This window comes from Rossellomorea yichunensis (assembly GCF_032337515.1).
GTDB lineage: Bacteria > Bacillota > Bacilli > Bacillales > Bacillaceae_B > Rossellomorea > Rossellomorea yichunensis.
This window is the reverse complement of record NZ_JAVYAD010000004.1, coordinates 575,298-595,571: the sequence shown is the minus strand read 5'-3', so window position 1 is coordinate 595,571 and position 20,274 is coordinate 575,298. Positions and strand designations below refer to the sequence as shown.

The 20,274-nt window shown below is 42.8% G+C and carries 20 protein-coding genes and 1 other annotated feature; of the genes, 15 read left to right on the top strand and 5 right to left on the bottom strand.

What is annotated here, in order from left to right:
* Positions 1-76: 76 nt before the first annotated feature.
* Positions 77-2,338, top strand: coding sequence for an ATP-dependent DNA helicase (locus RSX31_RS13925; RefSeq protein ID WP_315634927.1), 2,262 nt, complete (start codon positions 77-79; stop codon positions 2,336-2,338).
* Positions 2,339-2,374: 36 nt separating this feature from the next.
* On the opposite strand, the gene RSX31_RS13920 is transcribed toward RSX31_RS13925, so the two are convergent.
* A complete protein-coding gene (locus tag RSX31_RS13920; RefSeq protein WP_315634926.1) occupies positions 2,375-2,812 on the bottom strand; it encodes a ferritin-like domain-containing protein in 438 nt (145 codons plus the stop codon).
* Between the two features lie 149 nt (positions 2,813-2,961).
* Between RSX31_RS13920 and RSX31_RS13915 the strand changes: the two genes are divergently transcribed.
* Together RSX31_RS13915 and RSX31_RS13910 are read left to right on the top strand one after the other, a co-directional pair.
* Positions 2,962-3,117 carry a hypothetical protein gene (locus tag RSX31_RS13915; protein WP_187443187.1) on the top strand — a complete coding sequence of 52 codons (156 nt, stop codon included), beginning with the start codon at positions 2,962-2,964 and terminating at the stop codon, positions 3,115-3,117.
* A gap of 61 nt (positions 3,118-3,178) precedes the next feature.
* Positions 3,179-3,418, top strand: a complete 240-nt coding sequence (locus RSX31_RS13910; protein ID WP_113968558.1) for a YkuS family protein — start codon at positions 3,179-3,181, stop codon at positions 3,416-3,418.
* 237 nt (positions 3,419-3,655) lie between these two features.
* On the opposite strand, the gene RSX31_RS13905 is transcribed toward RSX31_RS13910, so the two are convergent.
* Positions 3,656-4,618 carry a S8 family peptidase gene (locus RSX31_RS13905; protein WP_148995066.1) on the bottom strand — a complete coding sequence of 321 codons (963 nt, stop codon included), beginning with the start codon at positions 4,616-4,618 and terminating at the stop codon, positions 3,656-3,658.
* A 383-nt stretch (positions 4,619-5,001) separates the two neighbouring features.
* Between RSX31_RS13905 and RSX31_RS13900 the strand changes: the two genes are divergently transcribed.
* Entirely contained in the window at positions 5,002-5,523 is a 522-nt protein-coding gene (locus RSX31_RS13900; RefSeq protein WP_397541186.1) for a superoxide dismutase family protein, read from the top strand.
* A gap of 49 nt (positions 5,524-5,572) precedes the next feature.
* On the opposite strand, the gene RSX31_RS13895 is transcribed toward RSX31_RS13900, so the two are convergent.
* The gene (locus RSX31_RS13895) at positions 5,573-6,916 is read right to left on the bottom strand and encodes a sodium-dependent transporter (protein WP_148995065.1); all 1,344 of its coding nucleotides are present in this window, start codon (positions 6,914-6,916) and stop codon (positions 5,573-5,575) included.
* Positions 6,917-6,997: 81 nt separating this feature from the next.
* Positions 6,998-7,209: a binding site (T-box leader), on the bottom strand.
* Between the two features lie 249 nt (positions 7,210-7,458).
* Between RSX31_RS13895 and RSX31_RS13890 the strand changes: the two genes are divergently transcribed.
* Entirely contained in the window at positions 7,459-8,574 is a 1,116-nt protein-coding gene (locus tag RSX31_RS13890) for an NAD(P)/FAD-dependent oxidoreductase (protein WP_148967266.1), read from the top strand.
* Between the two features lie 103 nt (positions 8,575-8,677).
* On the top strand, positions 8,678-10,234 hold the full coding sequence (locus RSX31_RS13885) for an ABC-F family ATP-binding cassette domain-containing protein (protein WP_148995064.1): 1,557 nt from the start codon (positions 8,678-8,680) through the stop codon (positions 10,232-10,234).
* Between the two features lie 55 nt (positions 10,235-10,289).
* Here the strand turns inward: RSX31_RS13885 and RSX31_RS13880 are convergent, their stop codons facing one another.
* Positions 10,290-10,973, bottom strand: coding sequence for a GntR family transcriptional regulator (locus RSX31_RS13880; protein ID WP_187443596.1), 684 nt, complete (start codon positions 10,971-10,973; stop codon positions 10,290-10,292).
* Between the two features lie 334 nt (positions 10,974-11,307).
* On the opposite strand from RSX31_RS13880, the gene RSX31_RS13875 reads away from it, so the two are divergent.
* Together RSX31_RS13875 and RSX31_RS13870 are read left to right on the top strand one after the other, a co-directional pair.
* Positions 11,308-11,766 carry a MarR family winged helix-turn-helix transcriptional regulator gene (locus RSX31_RS13875; RefSeq protein WP_148995062.1) on the top strand — a complete coding sequence of 153 codons (459 nt, stop codon included), beginning with the start codon at positions 11,308-11,310 and terminating at the stop codon, positions 11,764-11,766.
* Between the two features lie 15 nt (positions 11,767-11,781).
* The gene (locus RSX31_RS13870; protein WP_148995061.1) at positions 11,782-13,380 is read left to right on the top strand and encodes an MDR family MFS transporter; all 1,599 of its coding nucleotides are present in this window, start codon (positions 11,782-11,784) and stop codon (positions 13,378-13,380) included.
* A gap of 39 nt (positions 13,381-13,419) precedes the next feature.
* On the opposite strand, the gene RSX31_RS13865 is transcribed toward RSX31_RS13870, so the two are convergent.
* Entirely contained in the window at positions 13,420-14,328 is a 909-nt protein-coding gene (locus RSX31_RS13865) for a DUF899 family protein (protein WP_148995060.1), read from the bottom strand.
* Between the two features lie 564 nt (positions 14,329-14,892).
* Here RSX31_RS13865 and RSX31_RS13860 point away from each other — a divergent pair.
* From RSX31_RS13860 to RSX31_RS13830, 7 genes are all read left to right on the top strand, one after another.
* Positions 14,893-16,218 (top strand): phenylacetate--CoA ligase family protein, encoded by a 1,326-nt coding sequence (locus RSX31_RS13860; RefSeq protein ID WP_315634925.1) that lies wholly within the window; start codon positions 14,893-14,895, stop codon positions 16,216-16,218.
* Between the two features lie 118 nt (positions 16,219-16,336).
* Positions 16,337-17,260 carry a 1,2-phenylacetyl-CoA epoxidase subunit PaaA gene (gene paaA, locus RSX31_RS13855; protein WP_397548096.1) on the top strand — a complete coding sequence of 308 codons (924 nt, stop codon included), beginning with the start codon at positions 16,337-16,339 and terminating at the stop codon, positions 17,258-17,260.
* 15 nt (positions 17,261-17,275) lie between these two features.
* The gene (paaB, locus tag RSX31_RS13850) at positions 17,276-17,632 is read left to right on the top strand and encodes a 1,2-phenylacetyl-CoA epoxidase subunit PaaB (RefSeq protein WP_113968566.1); all 357 of its coding nucleotides are present in this window, start codon (positions 17,276-17,278) and stop codon (positions 17,630-17,632) included.
* Entirely contained in the window at positions 17,629-18,447 is an 819-nt protein-coding gene (paaC, locus tag RSX31_RS13845) for a 1,2-phenylacetyl-CoA epoxidase subunit PaaC (protein WP_315634923.1), read from the top strand. Before paaB ends, paaC begins: the two co-directional genes overlap by 4 nt.
* Positions 18,448-18,460: 13 nt before the next feature.
* Entirely contained in the window at positions 18,461-18,940 is a 480-nt protein-coding gene (gene paaD / locus RSX31_RS13840) for a 1,2-phenylacetyl-CoA epoxidase subunit PaaD (protein ID WP_148995056.1), read from the top strand.
* A 241-nt stretch (positions 18,941-19,181) separates the two neighbouring features.
* Entirely contained in the window at positions 19,182-19,490 is a 309-nt protein-coding gene (locus RSX31_RS13835) for an EthD family reductase (RefSeq protein ID WP_113968569.1), read from the top strand.
* On the top strand, positions 19,483-20,262 hold the full coding sequence (locus RSX31_RS13830) for an enoyl-CoA hydratase/isomerase family protein (protein ID WP_315634922.1): 780 nt from the start codon (positions 19,483-19,485) through the stop codon (positions 20,260-20,262). Before RSX31_RS13835 ends, RSX31_RS13830 begins: the two co-directional genes overlap by 8 nt.
* Positions 20,263-20,274: the final 12 nt, after the last annotated feature.

The window sequence follows — 20,274 nt, the reverse complement described above, 5'->3', positions numbered from 1 at the left end:
GCTTGTCTAATATATATGTTCACTGAAAAAAAATAGAATGATAATTTATGTGGGAAAGAAAGGGGTGAGACGTCACATGAAGAAAACGGTCAAGATTTCGATAAGGGAATTAGTAGAGTTCGTTTATAAAGAAGGAAGCATAGATGTAAGGTTTCAAGCCCGCTCTTCCATGACCATCGGAACAAAGCTTCATCAAAAACTACAGAAAGAATACAAAGAAGGTGATGAGAAAGAAGTCTTCCTAAAAGGAGAAAGATTGGTGGAGGATATTGTGTATCAACTTGAAGGCCGCTGTGATGGGATCCATTATGAATACGGGGAAGTAATCGTAGAAGAAATTAAATCAACGGCAAGACCTGTAGCACAAATCGAAGAAGGTGCCCGGGTCCACTGGGCTCAAGGTGAATGCTACGCTTACTTATTGGCAAAAGAAAAGCAGCTGAAGAATATTGGCGTGCAGCTCACGTATATAGAGGTAGAATCTGAAAAAACGAAGTCTTTCACCCGTACTTATACGATGGAAGAGCTTCAACACATCGTTGATGAGACACTGCTTGCCTATACTCCATTTGCTACCCTTTTACTCACCAACCAGGAAAACCGGATAAAGAGTATTCCAGACCTTGGATTTCCTTATCCAACTTATCGAAAAGGGCAGAAAAAGCTTGCTGGTGCCGTTTATAAGACGGTCGCCGAATCCAGGTCTTTGTATGCGAATGCCCCGACGGGAACAGGGAAAACCATTTCAACCTTATTTCCTGCGATCAAAGCGATGGATGGGAAATGGTTTTATGTGACTGCCAAGACGATTACCCGGACTGTCGCAGAGGAGGCGCTGCTTCTTTTAGAACGTGAAGGATTGTCACACAGGACGATTACCATTACGGCAAAAGACAAAATCTGCTTTCAGGAAGAAACGATTTGTCAGAAAGAGTATTGTGAATTTGCGAATGGCTATTATGATCGAATTAACGGTGCGCTCATTGATATTTTAACGCACGAAACCATCATCACCCGCCCGATTGTTGAAACATACGCCAGGAAGCACCGGGTATGCCCGTTTGAATTTTCAATCGACCTCTCCTATTTAGTCGACGGTGTCATCTGTGATTATAACTACATTTTCGACCCAAAAGTTTCATTAAAAAGAATGAGCGATGAAGGAAAGAAGAATACGACTCTACTCATTGATGAAGCACATAACCTTGTTGGCAGGGGCAGGGAAATGCATTCAGCCACCCTGAGGAAGTCCGATTTTTTAGAAATCAAAAGAAAGTATCCGGAATATGAGGCCTTGAAGCAAAGCATTGGCGCGGTTAATAAGCAATTCCTCCGTTTGAAAAAAGAACAAGGGGACGATGTGCGTAATGAGATGGATGCAGAATTAGTTGATGAGGTGGAAAGCTTTGTTGAGATAGCAGAAAAACATTTGGGAGAAGCGGAAGGAGATTGGTCTGAGGAGTTTCTTCAATTGTACTTTGATGCATTAAATTTTGTGAGGATCACAAACCTCTTTTCCGCTGAACATCGCTTTGTGATCGATCAAACGCCTAAAGATGTAGAAGTGAAACTATTTTGCATTGATCCTTCAAAGCTTATCAAACAAATAACGAAGTCGTTTCGATCATCAGTATTTTTCTCAGCTACGCTTCACCCCTTTACGTACTATTTTCAGCAACTGGGTGGGTGTGAAGAGGATTATCGGTTTCTGATTCCTTCGCCATTTGAAAAAGAACAATGGCAGGTTGGGATCCATCCGATTTCAACCCGGTTTAAGGACAGAAAAAGAACACTTTCCTCGATTACACGTTCCATTACAGAAGCGTTCAATGAGTATAAAGGAAATTATCTGGTCTTTTTTTCATCTTACGCTTATATGGGGGAAGCCTTTGAGGAAATGAATAAGGATGCAATGGATGCAGAATTCATCATCCAGGAGCCTAATATGAAAGAAGTAGACAGAGAGAAATTTTTAAAGGAGTATCAAAGCGACAGAGATCGTCCGGTTATTGGATTTGCCGTATTGGGAGGCATCTTTTCTGAGGGTATCGATCTGAAAGGAGATCGATTAAAGGGTGTAATTGTTGTTGGAGTAGGGCTTCCTCAGCCAAGCAGGGATCATGAAATCATTAAGGACTATTTTAATGAACGGGGGTTAAATGGATTCAATCATGCCTATGTCTACCCGGGGTTAAATAAAGTATTTCAATCCGGGGGGAGGCTCATCCGTTCTGAGGAGGATACGGGAGTCCTCAGACTGATCGACGATCGTTATCTGTCACCGAAATATCAGTCATTACTGCTTGAAGAATGGAAGGATTATCAAATCATCACATGAAAAAAGACCGCTGATATAGCGGTCTTCTTTCGTATATTAGTTAAAAGAAGGATCCTTTAGTAAGCGATCGAATTCTTCAAGGTGATGGGTTTCATCTGCAATCATGTCATCTAGCTTGATGCTAAGCTCGACGAGACCCAATTCCTCAGCCTGCTCTTTACGTATTTTATAACGTTCGATTGTATCAGCTTCAGCTTTACGGCCTTCCTCTAACATTTCCTTCACATTATCTGTTTGTTTCACGGCAACCGGAGTAGTCGTTGGATCTCCGCCCAATGTTTTAATTTTTTCGGCTAAATATAAAGCATGCCCCTGTTCATCAGGGATTTCCTCTTCGAAGAAAGGCTTTAAGATTTGACGGTATAAGCCGCTCACGACAGCAGCGTAGTTTGTGTAAAGTATAACTGCAGCATATTCATTCGCTAAATCTTCATTTAATCCATCGATTAATTCTTTTAATTTTGCGTCATCCATTTGAATACCACCCTTTTATTTATTGTTATATATAGGGTATTTACCCGGCATAGTGAAAAATAAACATGCTGAAAGTAATCGAATGCCCTTCAAATATTTTGCCTTGAAATGGGGATTCTAATTCTATAAAAGTCAGAGGAGGGATGAGAATGTCTAAACAGGGAAAGAAGAGTATGGACCAAACATCAGAACAGTTGGCAAAGCAAAAGGCTAAGAATGATGTAGAATTCGGATCTGATATTCAGGTGGGGAATTCAAAAGGCCAAAGCCAGAAAAAAAGTGGCAAACAAGTAAATAAAAAATAAATGACGAATATCTTTTTCCCCGAAAGAAAAACCTATATGTAGAAACAGGAGGTGTAAAGGCATGAGAATTGGTGTTGAACAATCTTTACAAAACGTCGTGCAAGCCTTACGTGAAAAGGGGCATGACGTCGTTGAATTAAAACAGGAAACAGATGCAAACGGCTGTGACTGCTGCGTAGTGACAGGGATGGATTCCAATGTAATGGGGATTCAAAACGTAGCTACTCAAGGATCCGTGATTGAAGCAAGTGGTCTAAGTGCTGATGAAGTATGTCAGCAAGTTGAGAGCAGATTACAATAGTAGAAAAAAAGTGTAGCTCAAAAAGAACAGTCATTGATGGCTGTTCTTTTTCAGTAGCATAGTAATAAGAAGGGTGAATGCACGATTTTTGGCTCATTCGAGTGAAACGGACGTTTCACTCGCCTTTCAGCAAAGCTGAAAGGTCGCCTGAATGAAAAGACCCCCCGGCATAAATGCATTTAAGCAGGGGGGTTCTTTTCATTCAGGCGGAAATGAGCCAAAAATCAACTAGTTCCGTCATCCAATCTGTGCAAGCGGCTGGTTTCTCAAGTGCTCCTTCAATAGGTCAGGTGCTGTGATAAACAACAGACCATTTCCTTCCAAAGTTTTTGGGAATCCGAGTGGAACGGTTCGTTTAATGAGTTGTGCATACACTTCGGTTTCTGAAAGCTTACGGTCAAAAGATACTTGCTCGAATTCTTTAATGAGGGCTAATGCTCCGGACACGTGTGGAGCCGACATGGAGGTACCGCTGAGCTTAGCGTATTTTTCACCAGGAATGGTAGATAAAATTTGTTCACCCGGTGCCACCAAGTCGACTTCATTATTGGAATTCGTAAAGTAAGAAGATTTTCTTTGAAGGTCGATGGCTCCTACAGAAATCACTTCATTGTAACAAGCGGGAAAAGAAAACTCATCGGTGCTGCTGTTGGAGTCACCTTCGTTACCTGCTGCACAAACAACTGATATATTTGCATCCACCGCTTTTTGAATCGCTTCGTGCAGAGGCTTGTGGTCAGTGGGACCTCCCAATGACATGGAGATGATGTCCACTTTTTGTTCGATGGCATACAGAATGCCGTTTACAATCCAATCGTATTTGCCACTCCCACGGCTGCCTGCCAGTACTTTAATGACCAATAAATCGGCCAGTGGCGCAACCCCGATAACCCCGTCACCATTTTCACTTGCAGCAATCGTACCAGCCACATGGGTGCCGTGTCCGCTATAATCAGTAACGTTATCTTTATCACCGTTATCATCGTCGGTGAAATTGCGGAATCCCTTCACTCTCCCTGCCAGATCAGGATGGTTCATATCGCAGCCTGTATCCAGGACAGCGATTGTCGTTCCTTTTCCTTTGTACCCATTCTTCCACATACTAGGAGATTGGATTAAATCAACGCCTTTAGGAATTTCATTTGCATCAACAATCATTTCGTCCATGAAATATGGAATTAACCTAATTTCACCTTGCATATCAATCCCTCCTAAAATGGTACTTCGTAATAAAAATCTGAAGTTTCTGAAAATATAACATTTTTGGGACAAAATGAAAAGGGATAATAGTAATAGGAAAATAAAACCAATCATATTTTCACCTTTTTAAGCATAGGGGAGGGGATTTTTAAAATTCCACGGGTAGTATTCAATGGAAGAATGAGTGAGAACCTCAGGAGTAGAGATCGATGTGTCAATCTGAATATCGAAAATTTAAACAAACGTTTGACTGAGAGGATGAACTATTGAGTAGACAAGGTTATCAGAGGTTAAACAAACGTTTGGATAAAAAGTGAAGTTCTGTTTTTTTCATCATGTCACCCAGACTTTCAACATAAAATGTCTTGAAGGAAGGTGAACCAATGATGAATTATTATCAATATGGCCATCCTGGTTATTCATATTATCGAAACGCTCCTAACATGGCCTTCGCTCAAATACAGGGAGGTCCATTAGCACCAGGATTGCAGGGGTATGTTTTTTTTCGGGAAGTGCAAAATGGGGTGGAAGTATATGCAGAGATAACAGGATTACCATTATATAAGGAAGGAAAAGGTGACCAAAACCCGATCGGGCCCCATGGATTTCACTTACATGAAAAAGGAGTCTGTGAAATAGGAGATCCAAAGGAACCTTTCTCTTCTGCCGGCGGACATTGGAATCCGACGAATCAGCCTCATGGTAATCATGCGGGTGATTTTCCTGTATTGTTCTCAAATGACGGATACGCTAAAATGTCCTTTTTTACGAATAAATTCAAAGTGAAAGACGTCATAGGCAAAGGGGTCATCATCCATCAAAGCCCGGATGACTACAGGTCCCAGCCCTCAGGAGATGCGGGGAAACGGCTCGCATGCGGAGTCGTTATGGGATATGGGGTCTAATGAAAAAGGGTCGACCTTATTAGACAGGTCAACCCTTTTTTATCATCTATTAGAACAGGCCCAATACATCAAGCATGACAATAATGATTAGCAACGGAGCCAAATAACGGATCAGGAAGAACCAGGTTTCGAATAGTCCCCTCTTCAATCCGCTTCCATGCTTCAATTCTTCGTACAGTGCTGTTTTCTTCATTTTCATAGGTACGAACAATGCGATAAGCAGTGCTCCAATCGGAAGCAGCACATTGCTGACAGCGAAATCAGCCAAGTCAAAAATGGTCTTACCGAATAGCGTGATATCCCCAAGTATCCCAAATGATAATGCAGATGGAATACCGAAAACAAAGATGGCAAGTCCGATGATCCAAGACCATTTTTTACGCTTTTCAGGTTCTCCTTTTGAAATGACCGAAACAATGATTTCGAGCATGGAGAACGCGGAAGTTAATGCAGCGAACAAGAACAGGACAAGGAAAGCAATGAAGAAGAACATTCCAAAAGGAAGTTGACTGAACACGGTCGGTAAAACATTAAACAGTAATACCGGGCCCGCCCCAGGTTCTAAATCAAAGGCAAAGACTGCCGGGAAAATGGCCAAGCCTGCTAACAGAACGATGAAGATATTCATAGCCACTATGGATATGGCTGATCTTGGCAGGCTCTGTGTTTTCGGCAGGTAAGAGCTATATGTCACCATCACCGATACACCCACACTTAGCGTGAAGAACGATTGTCCCATCGCTTCTAATATCGTTTGTGATGTTACCTTTGAAAAATCAGGTTGCAACAAGAATGTGATACCATCCATGGCGTTATCAAGGGTTACAGCACGAATGACCAAAAGAATAAATAAAATAAATAATGCCGGCATCATGATTTTACTTGCCAGTTCAATACCTTTTTGTACCCCTTTAGCAACCACGATGATGGTCATCAAGATGAAAAGGAATTGAACAAACACACTTGTTACAGGATTTGAGATCGTTGCACCAAATACTTCTGCGTATTGATCCGAGGAAAGATCATTCAATTGACCCGTAATGGCTTTAAATAAATAAACGACAATCCATCCCCCGATCACACTGTAGAAGGAAAGTAAGATAAAGGATGTAATCATCCCAAGAATCCCGACCCAGTGCCAGCGTGTACCAGGGGCGATTTTTCGATACGAATCAACGGCATTGCTTCCGGATGTCCGTCCGATTGAGAATTCAGCAAGCAGTAGTGGAAGTCCGAGTAATAAAGTAAATAGAATGAAGATCAGGAAGAATGCTCCACCTCCATTTTGACCGGCGATATAAGGGAATTTCCAAATTGCCCCCAATCCAATCGCAGACCCTGCTGCCGCTAATATAAAGCCGATCTTTGATGACCATTGTTCGCGTTGACTCATTCTTATTCTCCTCTCAGTTTTCTGTTCATTATTGACGTGTGGGGGACGGTGCAAAACAACAAAAAAATCGCCCCTACATATCGTAGGGACGATTTGGATATCGCGGTACCACCCTAGTTATGAGAAAACATTTCTCATCACTCTTCACACATAACGGCCTTAACCGTCTTTTGATCTCGTCAAAAGAAGCTCAGGAATCGAAATTCACCAATCATCTTTGTACCGGTTCACACCAACCACCGGCTCTCTTTAACAGGGAAATGTTCGCTACTTGTTTCCATCAAAGCTTATTCAATATTAGGTTATACAATTTTTATCATGAATCAAAACAACTTGTCAATCTATTTCGAAAAAAGAAGTGAGAATTGTCTGGAATTGTTGGTGGTATTTGGGGGGTGTCGTGATGTTAGTAGTACCAGGTACAGATGTTCTGAAATGTACCTGGTACAACAAGATCACACTCCTTGAAAACCGCACCTTCATTGAGTTCCCCTTTCTTCTCAAGTAAAATAAAGAAAAAACGTAATGAAAAGGTGTTTTAAATGAAATCATATATTGTTGTCGGAGCTGGAATTCTTGGAGCTTCTACGGCTTACCATCTTGCTAAGGCCGGAGCGCACGTAACAGTAGTTGACCGTCAAGACCCTGGACAAGCAACCGATGCCGCAGCGGGAATTGTCTGTCCTTGGCTTTCCCAACGTCGGAATAAAGTGTGGTATCGACTGGCCAAAGGTGGGGCGAAGTATTATCCGGGAATCATTCAGCAGCTGGAAGCGGATGGAGAAACTGAGACAGGGTATAAGCGTGTAGGGGCGATCAGCCTTCATACCGATGAAAATAAACTTCGGAAAATGGTGGAGAGAGCGGAAAAACGCAGGGAGGATGCACCTGAAATCGGTGAACTCACTCTTCTTACAGCTGAGGAAACACGTCAACATTTCCCGCTTTTATCTGAGGAATATCAAGCTGTTCATGTAAGTGGGGCTGCACGAGTTGACGGAAGAGCAATGCGGCAGGCGCTTATAAACGGAGCCAAAAAGAATGGGGCGATATTCCGACAAGGGGATGCCAAGCTTCTGAAAGATCATAACAGGATCACAGGCGTTACAATGGATGAAGAAAAGCTGGAAGCAGATGAAGTGATCGTCACTGCAGGTGTTTGGGCGAAGGCACTTTTTGAACCGATGGGAATAAACTTTTTAGTATCTTCGCAAAAAGCGCAAATTCTTCATTTAGAGGTAAAGGGGGAAGAAACGAGTGGGTGGCCTGTCGTCATGCCGCCAAATGACCAATATCTTCTTGCTTTTCCTGAGGGAAGAGTCGTAGCAGGAGCCACACATGAAAATGAGATGGGGTTCGACCGTCGGGTAACAGCAGGTGGTTTACATGAAGTTCTTCACAAAGCGATGGAAGTGGCACCCGGCATCCATAACAGTACAGTGATTGAAACAAGGGTGGGGTTTCGACCATTCACTCCCGGTTTTCTCCCCGTTTTCGGAGCGATGCCGGGACTTCCTGGGGTGTTGGTAGCGAATGGGCTTGGAGCATCTGGATTGACGGTCGGCCCGTATCTTGGTTCGGAGCTTGCGAAGCTTGCACTTGGTGAACCTACTGAACTGGATCCTTCTGACTATGATGTAGCAGGGGCCATCGGGTAAAGAAAGAAAAAAACACCAGCTTATTTCCCTCTATCTTCTAAGCGTAATGACCCTTATAATAAAGGGAGCGAATTTTAGTATATAAAGAAAAGGTGTTTACAATATGAGTTTATTATCAGTTCAAAATTTGACTCACGGTTTCGGTGACCGTGCGATTTTTAATGACGTTTCTTTCCGTTTGTTAAAGGGTGAGCATATCGGCTTGATCGGTGCCAATGGAGAAGGAAAGTCTACATTTATGAATATCATTACAGGAAAGCTTGAGCCTGATGAAGGAAAAGTGGAATGGGCGAAGCGAATCCGTATCGGTTACTTAGATCAGCATGCTCAGCTGAAGCAGGGAATGACGATCCGGGATGTATTGAAAACAGCCTTTCAATATCTGTTTGACATGGAAACGGAAATGAATGAGTTATTTGCCAAAATGGGAGAAGCCACTCCAGAAGAGCTGGAAGGATTGCTGGAAGAAACCGGGACACTTCAAGATGCCCTTACGAATAATGATTTTTATATCATTGACGCAAAGGTGGAAGAAATCGGGCGAGGCCTGGGATTAGATGATATCGGCTTGGATAAGGATGTTCACGATTTAAGTGGAGGACAAAGAACGAAAGTCTTACTGGCGAAGCTTTTACTGGAAAAACCGGAAATTCTATTACTCGATGAGCCTACCAACTATCTTGATGAACAACATATCAATTGGTTGAGACGCTACCTGCAGGAATATGAAAATGCGTTTATCCTGATCTCACATGATATTCCATTCTTAAATAGTGTCATTAACCTTATTTATCATATGGAAAATCAAGAGCTGAATCGTTATGCTGGAGACTACCATGAATTCAAACGCGTCCATGAAATGAAGAAGCAACAGCTTGAGTCTGCCTTTAAGAGACAACAGCAGGAAATTTCAGAACTGAAGGATTTCGTAGCCCGCAATAAAGCACGTGTGTCTACTCGTAACATGGCGATGTCCCGTCAGAAGAAGCTGGATAAGATGGATATGATTGAACTGGCTGCCGAAAAGCCCAAGCCAGAGTTCCATTTCAAACAAGCGAGAACCGCTGGCAGGGTCATCTTTGAAACAAAAGACCTTGTAATTGGTTATGATGAACCATTGTCGAAGCCACTGAACCTCAAGATGGAACGCGGTCAGAAGATTGCTCTATCTGGAGCCAATGGTATCGGAAAGACGACTCTACTACGAAGTATCTTGGGAGAAATCAAACCCATTTCAGGTTCAGTGGAGCTTGGAGACTATCTTCATATCGGTTATTTTGAACAGGAAATCAAGACTAAGAATAATAACACTTGTATTGAAGAGGTGTGGAATGAGTTCCCTTCCTTCAATCAAGCGGAAGTGCGTGCTGCCCTGGCGAAATGCGGCCTGACGACAAAGCATATCGAAAGCAAGGTAGAAGTGCTCAGCGGTGGAGAAAAAGCGAAGGTCCGCCTGTGTAAATTGATGAACAAAGAATCGAACGTCCTTGTATTCGACGAACCGACCAATCACTTGGACGTTGAGGCAAAAGAAGAATTGAAAAGGGCCCTTAAAGAATACAAAGGCACCGTTCTCTTAATCAGTCACGAACCTGAATTCTATCAGGATGTGGCGACAGAAGTATGGAACTGTGAAAACTGGACAACGAAATTATTCTAATTGTAAAAGCCGATTCCCACGCAAAGACAAGGTGGGAACCGGCTTTTTTCGTACATTAATCTACTAAAACAGACTCAAGTGAAGAATACCCATTATCATCCAGTCTCAAATCATCAAAACTATGCTTCATATGAAGATCGATCAGTTCCAAAAGTGTTTGCTGATCTTTGTTTTCAATCGCCTTCACCATTTCTTCATGTTCGCGGAAACGCACGTTCTCACCCGGTTCCACATGATAAAACACATCAAATAAAAACAGATAGACGTTAGACTGAGTAAGCATTTCATCCATATATCGTATCAGGAATTTATTCCCGCTCACATCTGCAAGGAATAAATGAAACTGTTTATTGAGCTCGACATATTTTAACAGATCCTTTTGTTTATAGGTTTCCTGTTCATCTTCAAGAAATGCATAAAGCTTTGACATATGTGCTTTTTTCACCTTTGGGAGGCCATATTTGACCGTAAGGAATTCTAGTTCTTTCCTTAATTCAAAGAAAGATATAATCTCTTCTTTTGTAGGATGGACGACAAATGCGCCTCGATTCGGAATGATCTGAACCAGTCCTTCGGCTTCCAGTCGTTTCAACGCATGCCGGATGGGGGTTCTGCTCACATCCATCTTCAGAGAGATGATTTGTTCCACAAGCTGGGTACCGGGAGCAATCTTTCTGGCAAGTAAGGCATCCTTCAGTTGCCCATACACTCTAAACTCTGCGGTTTGTCTCTTTTTCACGTTCATCATCCATTCAGGTCTATTATTTTATAATGTCTATCATATACGAAAAAGAGGCCGATCCAAAATCAGTTGTCTCCGAATGTCTAAAATGACACCTGACCGGATCATCCTTTTAAGCGAATGATTTAAAATTCTGTCCCCAGACTTCGTTCATAAGAAAAAATGTAAATTCACATGTAAGCATTTACTTGAAAAAGTTTTTAATATGGATTTTTTTCTGACTTTTATTCAACAGATGTCAGGGAGAAAAAATCGTTGACTTTTTTACATAACCTAATTAATATTTAAATAGGTTAAATATTAATGGATTGAATAGAAGTGGAGGCGCAAGATGGACCCGAAGCATATCCAGCATTCTTATATAGATCGTTTGTTCAATGCATTTCAAACCTCGAACAGACATATTCAACAAGATCTGACTTCTTCATTGAAAGAAATGAATTTAACAGGTCCTCAGTTTTATATTCTTTATCTCTTATCTGCATCAGAAGGTACAAAATCGACGGAACTTGCAGATAGGCTGGACGTAAAGCCCAGTGCGATTACGGTCATGATCGACCGATTACTCAAAAATGACTTTGTCACCCGGGAAAGGGATGAAAAGGACCGACGCATCGTGAAACTGGATCTAACAGCGGCGGGACATGAGGTTTTTGAGAAGGCAAAAGCCAAAAGAAGAGAAATTTTTTCACGCTATCTGGCTTTTCTTGATGAAGAAGATGTCAATCAACTTGTCATGATATATGAAAAGCTCGCTTCAGCCGTGGAAAATCAAACAACAGAAGAATAAGGAGAGAAACATATTATGTCCATACAACCAGGGATTAATAAACGCTTAGTTCTGACTGGCCTGATCATCGGGATGTTCTTTAGTGCCCTCGAACAAACCGTAGTAGGGACAGCAATGCCAACGATCATTGCTGAATTGAACGGCTTTTCCATTTTTGCGTGGGTGACCACGGCTTATCTGATTACTTCTACTACCGTTACTCCGATTGTCGGGAAATTATCGGATTTATATGGCAGGAGATTATTGTATTTAATCGGAGTCATCATTTTTATCATTGGATCGGGACTGTGTGCAACGGCCACTTCCATGGAACAGCTTGTGTTATATCGCGGTCTTCAAGGGATTGGTGGAGGAATGATCATGCCTCTATCCCAAACGATCATTGGAGATATCTTCACGGCTGAGCAGCGCGCCAAGTGGCAGGGGGTGTTTGGAGCGCTATTCGGTTTAAGCTCCGTTATCGGTCCATTTATTGGGGGCTTTATCGTTGATACAATCAGCTGGCACTGGATTTTCTTGATTAACGTACCATTTGGTTTATTATCTGCGCTTCTATTGTTCATCGGTTTGAAGTATGAAAACGTTGGACGCCCGACAGATAAGGTGAGCATAGATTATTTAGGGATCATTACCCTGATTCCGGCGTTAGTGCTTTTATTGATAGGCTTGAATTTCGGAGGAGACAAATTCGAGTGGACGTCAGGAACAAGCTTTCTGATTTTTGGTGGTTCCATCGTGTTACTGCTTCTGTTTGGTTTCATCGAAAACAAAGCAAAAGAACCAATCCTGGATCTAAGCCTGTTTAAGAATAGAGTGTTTGCGACGACGAATGCGTTAGGTTTCCTGCTGGGTCTAGGAATGTTCGGAGCGATTATGTTTGTACCGATGTTCATGCAGGGGATTCTCGGAGTTACACCAACCCAGGCAGGTTCCACCATGACTCCAATGATGATCGCGATGATTATGGCAAGTATCATCGGAGGAAGATTATTACTGAAACTGAAATACCGCACCGTCCTTACGGCAGGTATGCTCACTACTGTAGTCGGCTTTTTCTTGATGAGTACGATGGGTCCGGATTCTAAAGAATATACAGCATACTTTTTTATGGTGGTCATGGGATTTGGAATGGGACTGGTGATGCCAACACTTATGATTGCTGTTCAAAATGAATTCCCTAAGTCCCGATTGGGGGCTGTCACTTCATCGGCCACCTTCTTCCGCTCGATCGGTGGAACGATTGGGATTACAGTATTGAACGCCGTTATGAATCAATCACTTCAAGAGAATATGAAGGAAGTGACGGCACAGCAGGATAATCCAGCTGCAAGTCAAATCCTTGCAGGGTTAAGTGAGAAAACAGATGCATTGTTCGGCCTGCTTGTAACACCAGGTTTACTTGATGTTCCGAAAGAGGTAGGCAGCATCGTGATTGCTTCCATTGAAACAGCATGGTCTGATGCCTTCACAACTGTATTCTTAACTGGTTTAATCTTTATCGCGATTGGCGTGGGAGTAGCCCTGTCAGTCGGAAATGGAAGAATCAAACGAGATAAAGAGTTGCAGGAAGAAGCGATCAAAGAGGAGACAACGCTTAAACCGGCTACTGAATAATAAGAAAAGCTTGCTTTGAATTTCAAAGCAAGCTTTTTATTAGTTGGTTTTACGGACTTCATACAAATGAAACTTTAATCCAAACGGATCAGATATCATTTCACTTTTTCCATGATAGACATGGTCTACCTTACAGCCGCTGTCCAGAAGCTTTTGCTTACTTCTTTCAAAATCATCCACAGCAAATTCGAAATGCACGGTGTTATGATCACTATCTTCAATGAAGAAATTCCGACCATTCATCGAGAACTTTGTTTCATTTGCTCCCCGCTCTTCAACCTTCATTCCGATGATCTTCGTGTAAAATTGAATCGCCTCATGATAATGGTTCACTCCAACGGCAATATTGTTAGTAAGCTGAAAGGATGAACGATGGTTATGCTTCAGCTGAGGGACAAAATCTTCTGATGGAGCCTGTAATAAATCCAGTAAGGAATAAATGACGCAATATTCATCTCCTGGACCGAAGTATGCGGAGCTGCAATGATAAATCATTCCTTCTTCACTTTTCTTGAAAGTGGATACCCCCGGCATGGAGGTATTCTCGTTTTTAAACCCGAGATCTTCTGAGAAAGTGTTCTCTTTCGATGATACAAGCGGAAAGGACCACCCTTTTGAAGCCGCAAAGTCTTCTTGAACGGCCGGGTCGTCTGGAGAGGATAGAACAAATTCACAACGACTTAACAAATGATGATACACTCCATTAAAGCCATCCCCCCACATGGAACAATATCGGCAATTCCTCCCCATATTATGAATTATAATAAGTTCATCCTTGTCTTTGAAAAGCTCCTCTAGTGTAACGGTTTTCTGGTCAGTTGTTAAAAAGAGGTAGTTTTCAACCTTTTGCGGCGTTTGTTCTTTGCGCAGCTGTGCAAGCTGCTTTTTCTTTTCCATGATTTCCAACTCTAAAGCCTGGATCATTCTTGTTCCTTCGTATGTGGTCATTTTATAGCCTCCTTGTTATAGGTAAGATTTCTCTATTGGGATGGGATGTCCTTCTTTTGGGGTGAGCCTTTGGTGTATAGGGAAGGAGAATGGTTGGTGATCACGATTTGAAGCTACAAATCAATCACCTTAAGACATGAAGAAAGGGACATTTACTTAGAAAATGCAATATTTTTTAGAAAATAGAACTTATAAAGGGTGGTTTGCATTTTTCTGTGCCTCAATGGAAGCAACTAAAGGTAAATTTTACCCATGCTTTGGTTGGTTTATATCACTAGGGTACAAATAACGGCGTATTTTTGATTTTATCAGCGAAATTCCAAATTTAACGGCGAAACGGATTCTCATACCCCTTTATGCCGATTCCAATAAAGATACCTTTCCACTAGCTCGCTTCTCACCTATCCGTCACCGAATTTTCTTTGAAGGAATTTTCTGAAAATATATTGACAATATTCAGCAGAAACGTTATCTTTTGAGTAGATAAATATAACACATAATTACATAAACGAATTAATAACGTTATATAAATATATTTTTATATAGTGACAGGAGGCCGATACGTTGATTTTGCATGAGATTGAAACTGCCAGTCGATCGCAAATGGAACGCCTTCAACTGGAGAGATTACAACATATTGCTGCTTATGTGTATGAAAGAGTCCCTTTTTATCGTGAGCAATTTGACAGGAGAGGTCTGAAGCCACAGGATATAACGTCTTTGTCAAACCTAAAAATGTTACCGCTTACAAAAAAGAATGATTTACGGGAGCATTACCCTTTTGGCCTGTTCGCGGTCAAGCGTGAAGAAATGGTAAGGGTCCACGCATCTTCCGGAACAAGTGGAAAGCCAACGGTTGTAGGGTATACCCAGAGCGATATTAACATGTGGGGAGAAATTGTGGCCCGGGCCATTGCCATGTCAGGTGGAAAACCTGGAGATGTCCTGCATAATGCATACGGATACGGACTGTTTACAGGAGGTTTGGGTCTTCATTATGGAAGTGAGAAGCTTGGAATGATCACGGTACCGGTATCAGGTGGAAACATGTCCAGACAAATCACTTTGCTGGAAGACTTTCAGCCGACGGTCATATGCGGCACGCCGTCCTATGTACTCAATTTAGCAGAAACAATGGAAGTACAAGGGAAGGATCCAGCTTCACTATCCTTACAATATGGAATATTCGGGGCAGAGCCCTGGTCGAATGCGATGAGAGAAAGGTTGGAGAAAAAGCTCGATATTAAAGCGTGTGACATTTATGGCTTAAGTGAAGTGATCGGCCCGGGAGTTGCCATGGAATGCCACGAAGCTCAGGATGGCCTTCATATTGCAGAGGATCATTTCCTGGTGGAGGTCATAAACCCTGAGACATTAGAGCCTTTACCAGAGGGGGAAGTCGGTGAGCTTGTGTTTACAAGTTTAACGAAGGAAGCCTTTCCGATCATCCGTTATAGAACCGGTGATATTGCGTCGATTAAGCACGGGAGATGCTCGTGTGGAAGAACGACGGTGAAGATGTCACGTGTCAAGGGAAGAGTGGATGACATGCTCATCATCAGGGGAGTGAATGTATTTCCATCAGAAATGGAACATTTCCTGCTTCAGATAAGTGAGCTTGCACCACATTATCAGGTTCACTTAAAGAAAAAAGGGGCACTCGATTTGGTGGAGTTGCAGGTTGAGGTCACGGATGAATGCTACCAAGGAATGTCTCAAGACATAAAGCATGAAGGAATCAATCAATTGGAAGCAAAAGTGAAAAGCCTCATGAAAGATCGTTGCTATGTTTCCATGGATGTGAAAATCAGGGGACCGAGAGAAATCCCCCGTTCAGAAGGGAAAGCCATCCGGATTGTGGATCTTAGAGGAGAAGCAATGTTTCAATAAATTTTTTTGAGAAAAATAGTTATCACACAATATAGCGACAGCGTTTCAACTGTGTGATAAAGGAGGAACTACAGTGAGTGACGTATTATCAAACCAACACCTGACGGAAGAAGAGCGTATGACTCATTTTATGAAAAAGATTGAAAATGATGAAAAGATTGAAGCGGATGATTGGATGCCTGATGAGTATAGGAATGCACTGATCAAGCTGATATCCATGCATGGGATCAGTGAAATCATGGGGGCACTTCCAGAGAAGGAATGGGTACCGAAAGCACCTACACTAAGAAGGAAGCTTGGAATCATGGCGAAGGTTCAGGACGAGATGGGCCATGGACAGCTTTTGCTTCGTGTAGCGGAAGATTTAATGAAGCCTTACGGGAAAACACGTGAGCACATTATGAGAGATTTGTTTTCAGGAGATTTAAAGTTTCATAACGTCTTTCACATGGAGGCACCTACCTGGGGAGACGCTGGATTGATCGGCTGGCTTGTGGACGGGGCAGCGATCATCACACAGACGAATATGCTCCATGCCTCATACGGTCCATATGCCCGGGCGCTTAAACGAATTTGTGCGGAAGAAGTGTTCCACGCACAGCATGGTGAAGCCATCATCATGGCCCTGGCAGAAGGAACTCCCGATCAAAGGGCATTAGTTCAGGATGCAGTTGACCGCTGGTGGGAATCGCTTCTTATGTTCTTTGGACCGGGTGATGCGAAAACGACAGGTTCCTCTAAACAGGACATCACCATTAAATACAACATCCGGACGAAAACAAATGAACAGCTGAGACAGGACTTTTTCACCAAATATGTCCCAAGGATGCTGTCGTTAGGACTGACTCTTCCCGATGAGACGATGTACTTCGATGAAGAACAGGATTTATGGATCTATAAGCAGCCCGACTGGAACCGCTTCAAGGAAATCATTCGGAACAAAGGTCCGAAATCAAAGGATCGCCTTCGTTTAAGAGAATTATCCTACGACAATAATGCGTGGGTTCGCGAAGCATTAAGCCCTAGTGACCAAGTAAGCTAGAAAGGAATGAGTTGGATGTCTGACAAGGGGCAGAACTTTTATCAGGAATTTGAAGTGTTTAGTAAGAGGACGGACGGGGCGCAGATGCAGCATCAATTCAGTCTATTAGCACCCAACCATGAGCTTGCCATGGTGATGGCTCAAGAGAATTTCATGAGAAGAGAGCCGGTCTCGGATATATGGGTTGTGAAGCGGTCGGACGTCCGGATGATGACACCCGAGGAAAGAGAGAGTGTCGGTCGTCTTGATAATAAAGATTACCGAAACGCCAAAGGCTACGGTTATCTTAAAAAGAAGTGGAGACAGTACGAACAGGAAATGCTCGATGAGAAAGAAATCATGTCATGGGGAGAGTTGGTGAAGAAGAAATGAAAGTGAATAGACCAAATGACATCCCGAACGCAGATTATAAAGAAGCGCTTCTGAGCCTTCTCTATCAACTGGCCGACGATGATTTCATCCTTGCTTACCGTGGGTCTGAATGGTTGGGACTCGCTCCTCATATTGAAGAGGATGTCGCGTTTTCATCGATTAATCAAGACACGATGGGGCATGCCACAATGTTCTATCACCTCCTGGAAGAGTTAGGGGAAGGGGATCAGGACCACCTGGCACATGGGAGGAAGGCGTCAGAACGAAGGAATGCCATCCTGCTGGAAGAAGTGAATGGATCCGGTCACTACTTGCAAGAACCCCGCTACGACTGGGCCTTTGCTGTTGTAAGACATTATTTTTACAGCGTCAGCAAAAAGGTACGAATTGACTCATTAAAGAACTCCTCCTATGAACCACTTGCCGAGATGGCGATCAAAATTAACACAGAATTGTATTATCACCTGCTGCACTGGAAAACCTGGTTCATTCAATTAATGAATGCCGGCGGTGAAGCAAGTGAGCGAATGAATAAGGCGATTGAACGAGTATTGGATGAATTTCTGGGAGTGCTCACCCTTGGGCCAAATGGAAAAGAGATGTCTCTTATGAAGCTGATCGAAGGAGAAGAGAATTTATCGAAACGATGGGAGCTTGCCCTTCAACCGGTCTTCCAATCGACTCAACTATCCTTTCCTCCGAAGGTAAGCATGAAAAAGGGGAATGGACGCTTAGGTGAACACACTCCTGAACTGGATACGGCACTTTCTACATTAAGCGAAGTTTATAACACAAATCCCGCAGCAAGCTGGTAAAGGATGAAGGAATATGACTGCAACCGTTTTAGAAGTTCTTCAAACAGTGAAAGACCCTGAAATTGATTCCATCAGCATTGTAGATCTTGGAATGGTCAATCGCATACACCACCAGGAAGATGCCCTGATGATTGAACTCCTGCCAACCTTTGTAGGCTGCCCTGCATTGGACATTATCAAAGGGAATGTGGAGAAGGCGTGTCGGGATCAGCTTGGAATTCAATCCGTACAGGTTCAGTTCGTTTATTCTCCTCCCTGGACATCAGACAGGTTAACCGAAAATGGCCGGGAGAGACTGAAGGAATTCGGCATCGCACCCCCGCCTGAACAATTCAGCGGGGAAGAAGATTGGGAGATTCATTGTCCATATTGCGATTCTCCCTATACTTCAATGGAGAATTTGTTCGGTCCCACCGCCTGCAGAAGCATTCTATACTGCAAGCAATGCCGCAACCCGTTCGAAGCCATGAAACCAATATCGACAATGATGTGAAGTTTAGTAAGTTTTAGCTTTTAGCACCGTTTATCTAAATCTATCTACTTACAAAGCTATTTTCTAAAAGATTGTTGTTTTGTAAGGTTTTGTTAAAGTAAACCAGATTCTCAGAAAGTTGATTGGAGTGGAAGGCGCCCGCCCCGCGGAAAGCGAGCGCCTGTAGCGGAAATCAACTACTACTGTCTTTTTAAAAATAGCACCAAAATAAACTATTGAAAATCAAAGGAGAGATTCCACTATGGTAAAACTAATCGCATTGTATAAGCATCCTGAAAACAAAGAGAAATTTGATGAGCATTACTTCAATACCCACGCTCCGATCACGGCAAAAATTCCGGGCCTTAAAAAGATGGATGTAACAAAAATCGTCGGTTCACCCATGGGTGGAGAAGGCAAATACTACTTAATGTGCGAAATGTATTATGACAATCATGAAGCGATGAAAGCTGCCATGAAATCCGATGAAGGCAAAGCCTCCGGGAAGGACCTTATGGGCTTCGCCGCAGAGTTAGTCACTCTTATGATCGGTGAAGAAGTGAATGAGTAAAGAGTACGAATATATCGTAGTGAGCGAGAGGGACGGACTTGGTTTTATTGAATTGAATAGACCTAAAGTTCTGAACGCCATCAATCGTCCTATGGTATCGGAGTTAGTCAATGCTTTCGAGGCATTCGACCGGAACGAAAGTGTGAAAGCAATTGTTTTATCTGGTAGGGGAAGAGCCTTTGCTGCAGGGGCAGACATTGATGAAATGGCGGAAGACGGTGCCATAGATTTAGAGCTCTTGAACCAATTCACGGAATGGGACCGCCTTGCCTGGATCAAGAAACCGATCATCGGATCGGTCCAAGGGTTTGCGTTAGGAGGCGGGTTTGAGTTAGCTCTTTGCTGCGACATTCTATTCGCTTCAGAGGATGCAAGCTTCGGATTCCCTGAAGTGAATCTTGGGGTCATGCCTGGAGCGGGTGGAACCCAGAGGCTCACCAAGCTGATAGGGAAATCAAGAGCGATGGAATGGTTGTTGTCGGGAGACATGTTTACAGCCACGCAGGCTCTTGAATGGGGAGTCATCAACCGAACGATCGCGAAAGAGTTATTAATAGAAGAAACCGAGAAGTTTGCGAAGAAATTAGCCGCCAAGCCACCACTTTCCCTGCGTCTGATCAAGGAATCTGTTCATAAAGCCGTTGATTCTTCGATTTATGAAGGGATGCAATATGAGCGTAAGAACTTCTATCTTCTCTTTGCCTCTGAAGATCAGAAAGAAGGCATGAAAGCTTTTGTGGAAAAACGCAGACCGGATTTCAAAGGAAAATAAGGGGGCTGCATC

What these genes read in the sequence shown, in the direction of transcription:
- RSX31_RS13925 (WP_315634927.1), top strand. Translation starts at nt 77, where the DNA reads ATGAAGAAAACGGTCAAGATTTCGATAAGGGAATTAGTAGAGTTCGTT.
- RSX31_RS13920 (WP_315634926.1), bottom strand. Translation starts at nt 2,812, where the DNA reads ATGGATGACGCAAAATTAAAAGAATTAATCGATGGATTAAATGAAGAT.
- RSX31_RS13915 (WP_187443187.1), top strand. Translation starts at nt 2,962, where the DNA reads ATGTCTAAACAGGGAAAGAAGAGTATGGACCAAACATCAGAACAGTTG.
- RSX31_RS13910 (WP_113968558.1), top strand. Translation starts at nt 3,179, where the DNA reads ATGAGAATTGGTGTTGAACAATCTTTACAAAACGTCGTGCAAGCCTTA.
- RSX31_RS13905 (WP_148995066.1), bottom strand. Translation starts at nt 4,618, where the DNA reads ATGCAAGGTGAAATTAGGTTAATTCCATATTTCATGGACGAAATGATT.
- RSX31_RS13900 (WP_397541186.1), top strand. Translation starts at nt 5,002, where the DNA reads ATGATGAATTATTATCAATATGGCCATCCTGGTTATTCATATTATCGA.
- RSX31_RS13895 (WP_148995065.1), bottom strand. Translation starts at nt 6,916, where the DNA reads ATGAGTCAACGCGAACAATGGTCATCAAAGATCGGCTTTATATTAGCG.
- RSX31_RS13890 (WP_148967266.1), top strand. Translation starts at nt 7,459, where the DNA reads ATGAAATCATATATTGTTGTCGGAGCTGGAATTCTTGGAGCTTCTACG.
- RSX31_RS13885 (WP_148995064.1), top strand. Translation starts at nt 8,678, where the DNA reads ATGAGTTTATTATCAGTTCAAAATTTGACTCACGGTTTCGGTGACCGT.
- RSX31_RS13875 (WP_148995062.1), top strand. Translation starts at nt 11,308, where the DNA reads ATGGACCCGAAGCATATCCAGCATTCTTATATAGATCGTTTGTTCAAT.
- RSX31_RS13870 (WP_148995061.1), top strand. Translation starts at nt 11,782, where the DNA reads ATGTCCATACAACCAGGGATTAATAAACGCTTAGTTCTGACTGGCCTG.
- RSX31_RS13865 (WP_148995060.1), bottom strand. Translation starts at nt 14,328, where the DNA reads ATGACCACATACGAAGGAACAAGAATGATCCAGGCTTTAGAGTTGGAA.
- paaA (WP_397548096.1), top strand. Translation starts at nt 16,337, where the DNA reads ATGACTCATTTTATGAAAAAGATTGAAAATGATGAAAAGATTGAAGCG.
- paaB (WP_113968566.1), top strand. Translation starts at nt 17,276, where the DNA reads ATGTCTGACAAGGGGCAGAACTTTTATCAGGAATTTGAAGTGTTTAGT.
- paaC (WP_315634923.1), top strand. Translation starts at nt 17,629, where the DNA reads ATGAAAGTGAATAGACCAAATGACATCCCGAACGCAGATTATAAAGAA.
- paaD (WP_148995056.1), top strand. Translation starts at nt 18,461, where the DNA reads ATGACTGCAACCGTTTTAGAAGTTCTTCAAACAGTGAAAGACCCTGAA.
- RSX31_RS13835 (WP_113968569.1), top strand. Translation starts at nt 19,182, where the DNA reads ATGGTAAAACTAATCGCATTGTATAAGCATCCTGAAAACAAAGAGAAA.
- RSX31_RS13830 (WP_315634922.1), top strand. Translation starts at nt 19,483, where the DNA reads ATGAGTAAAGAGTACGAATATATCGTAGTGAGCGAGAGGGACGGACTT.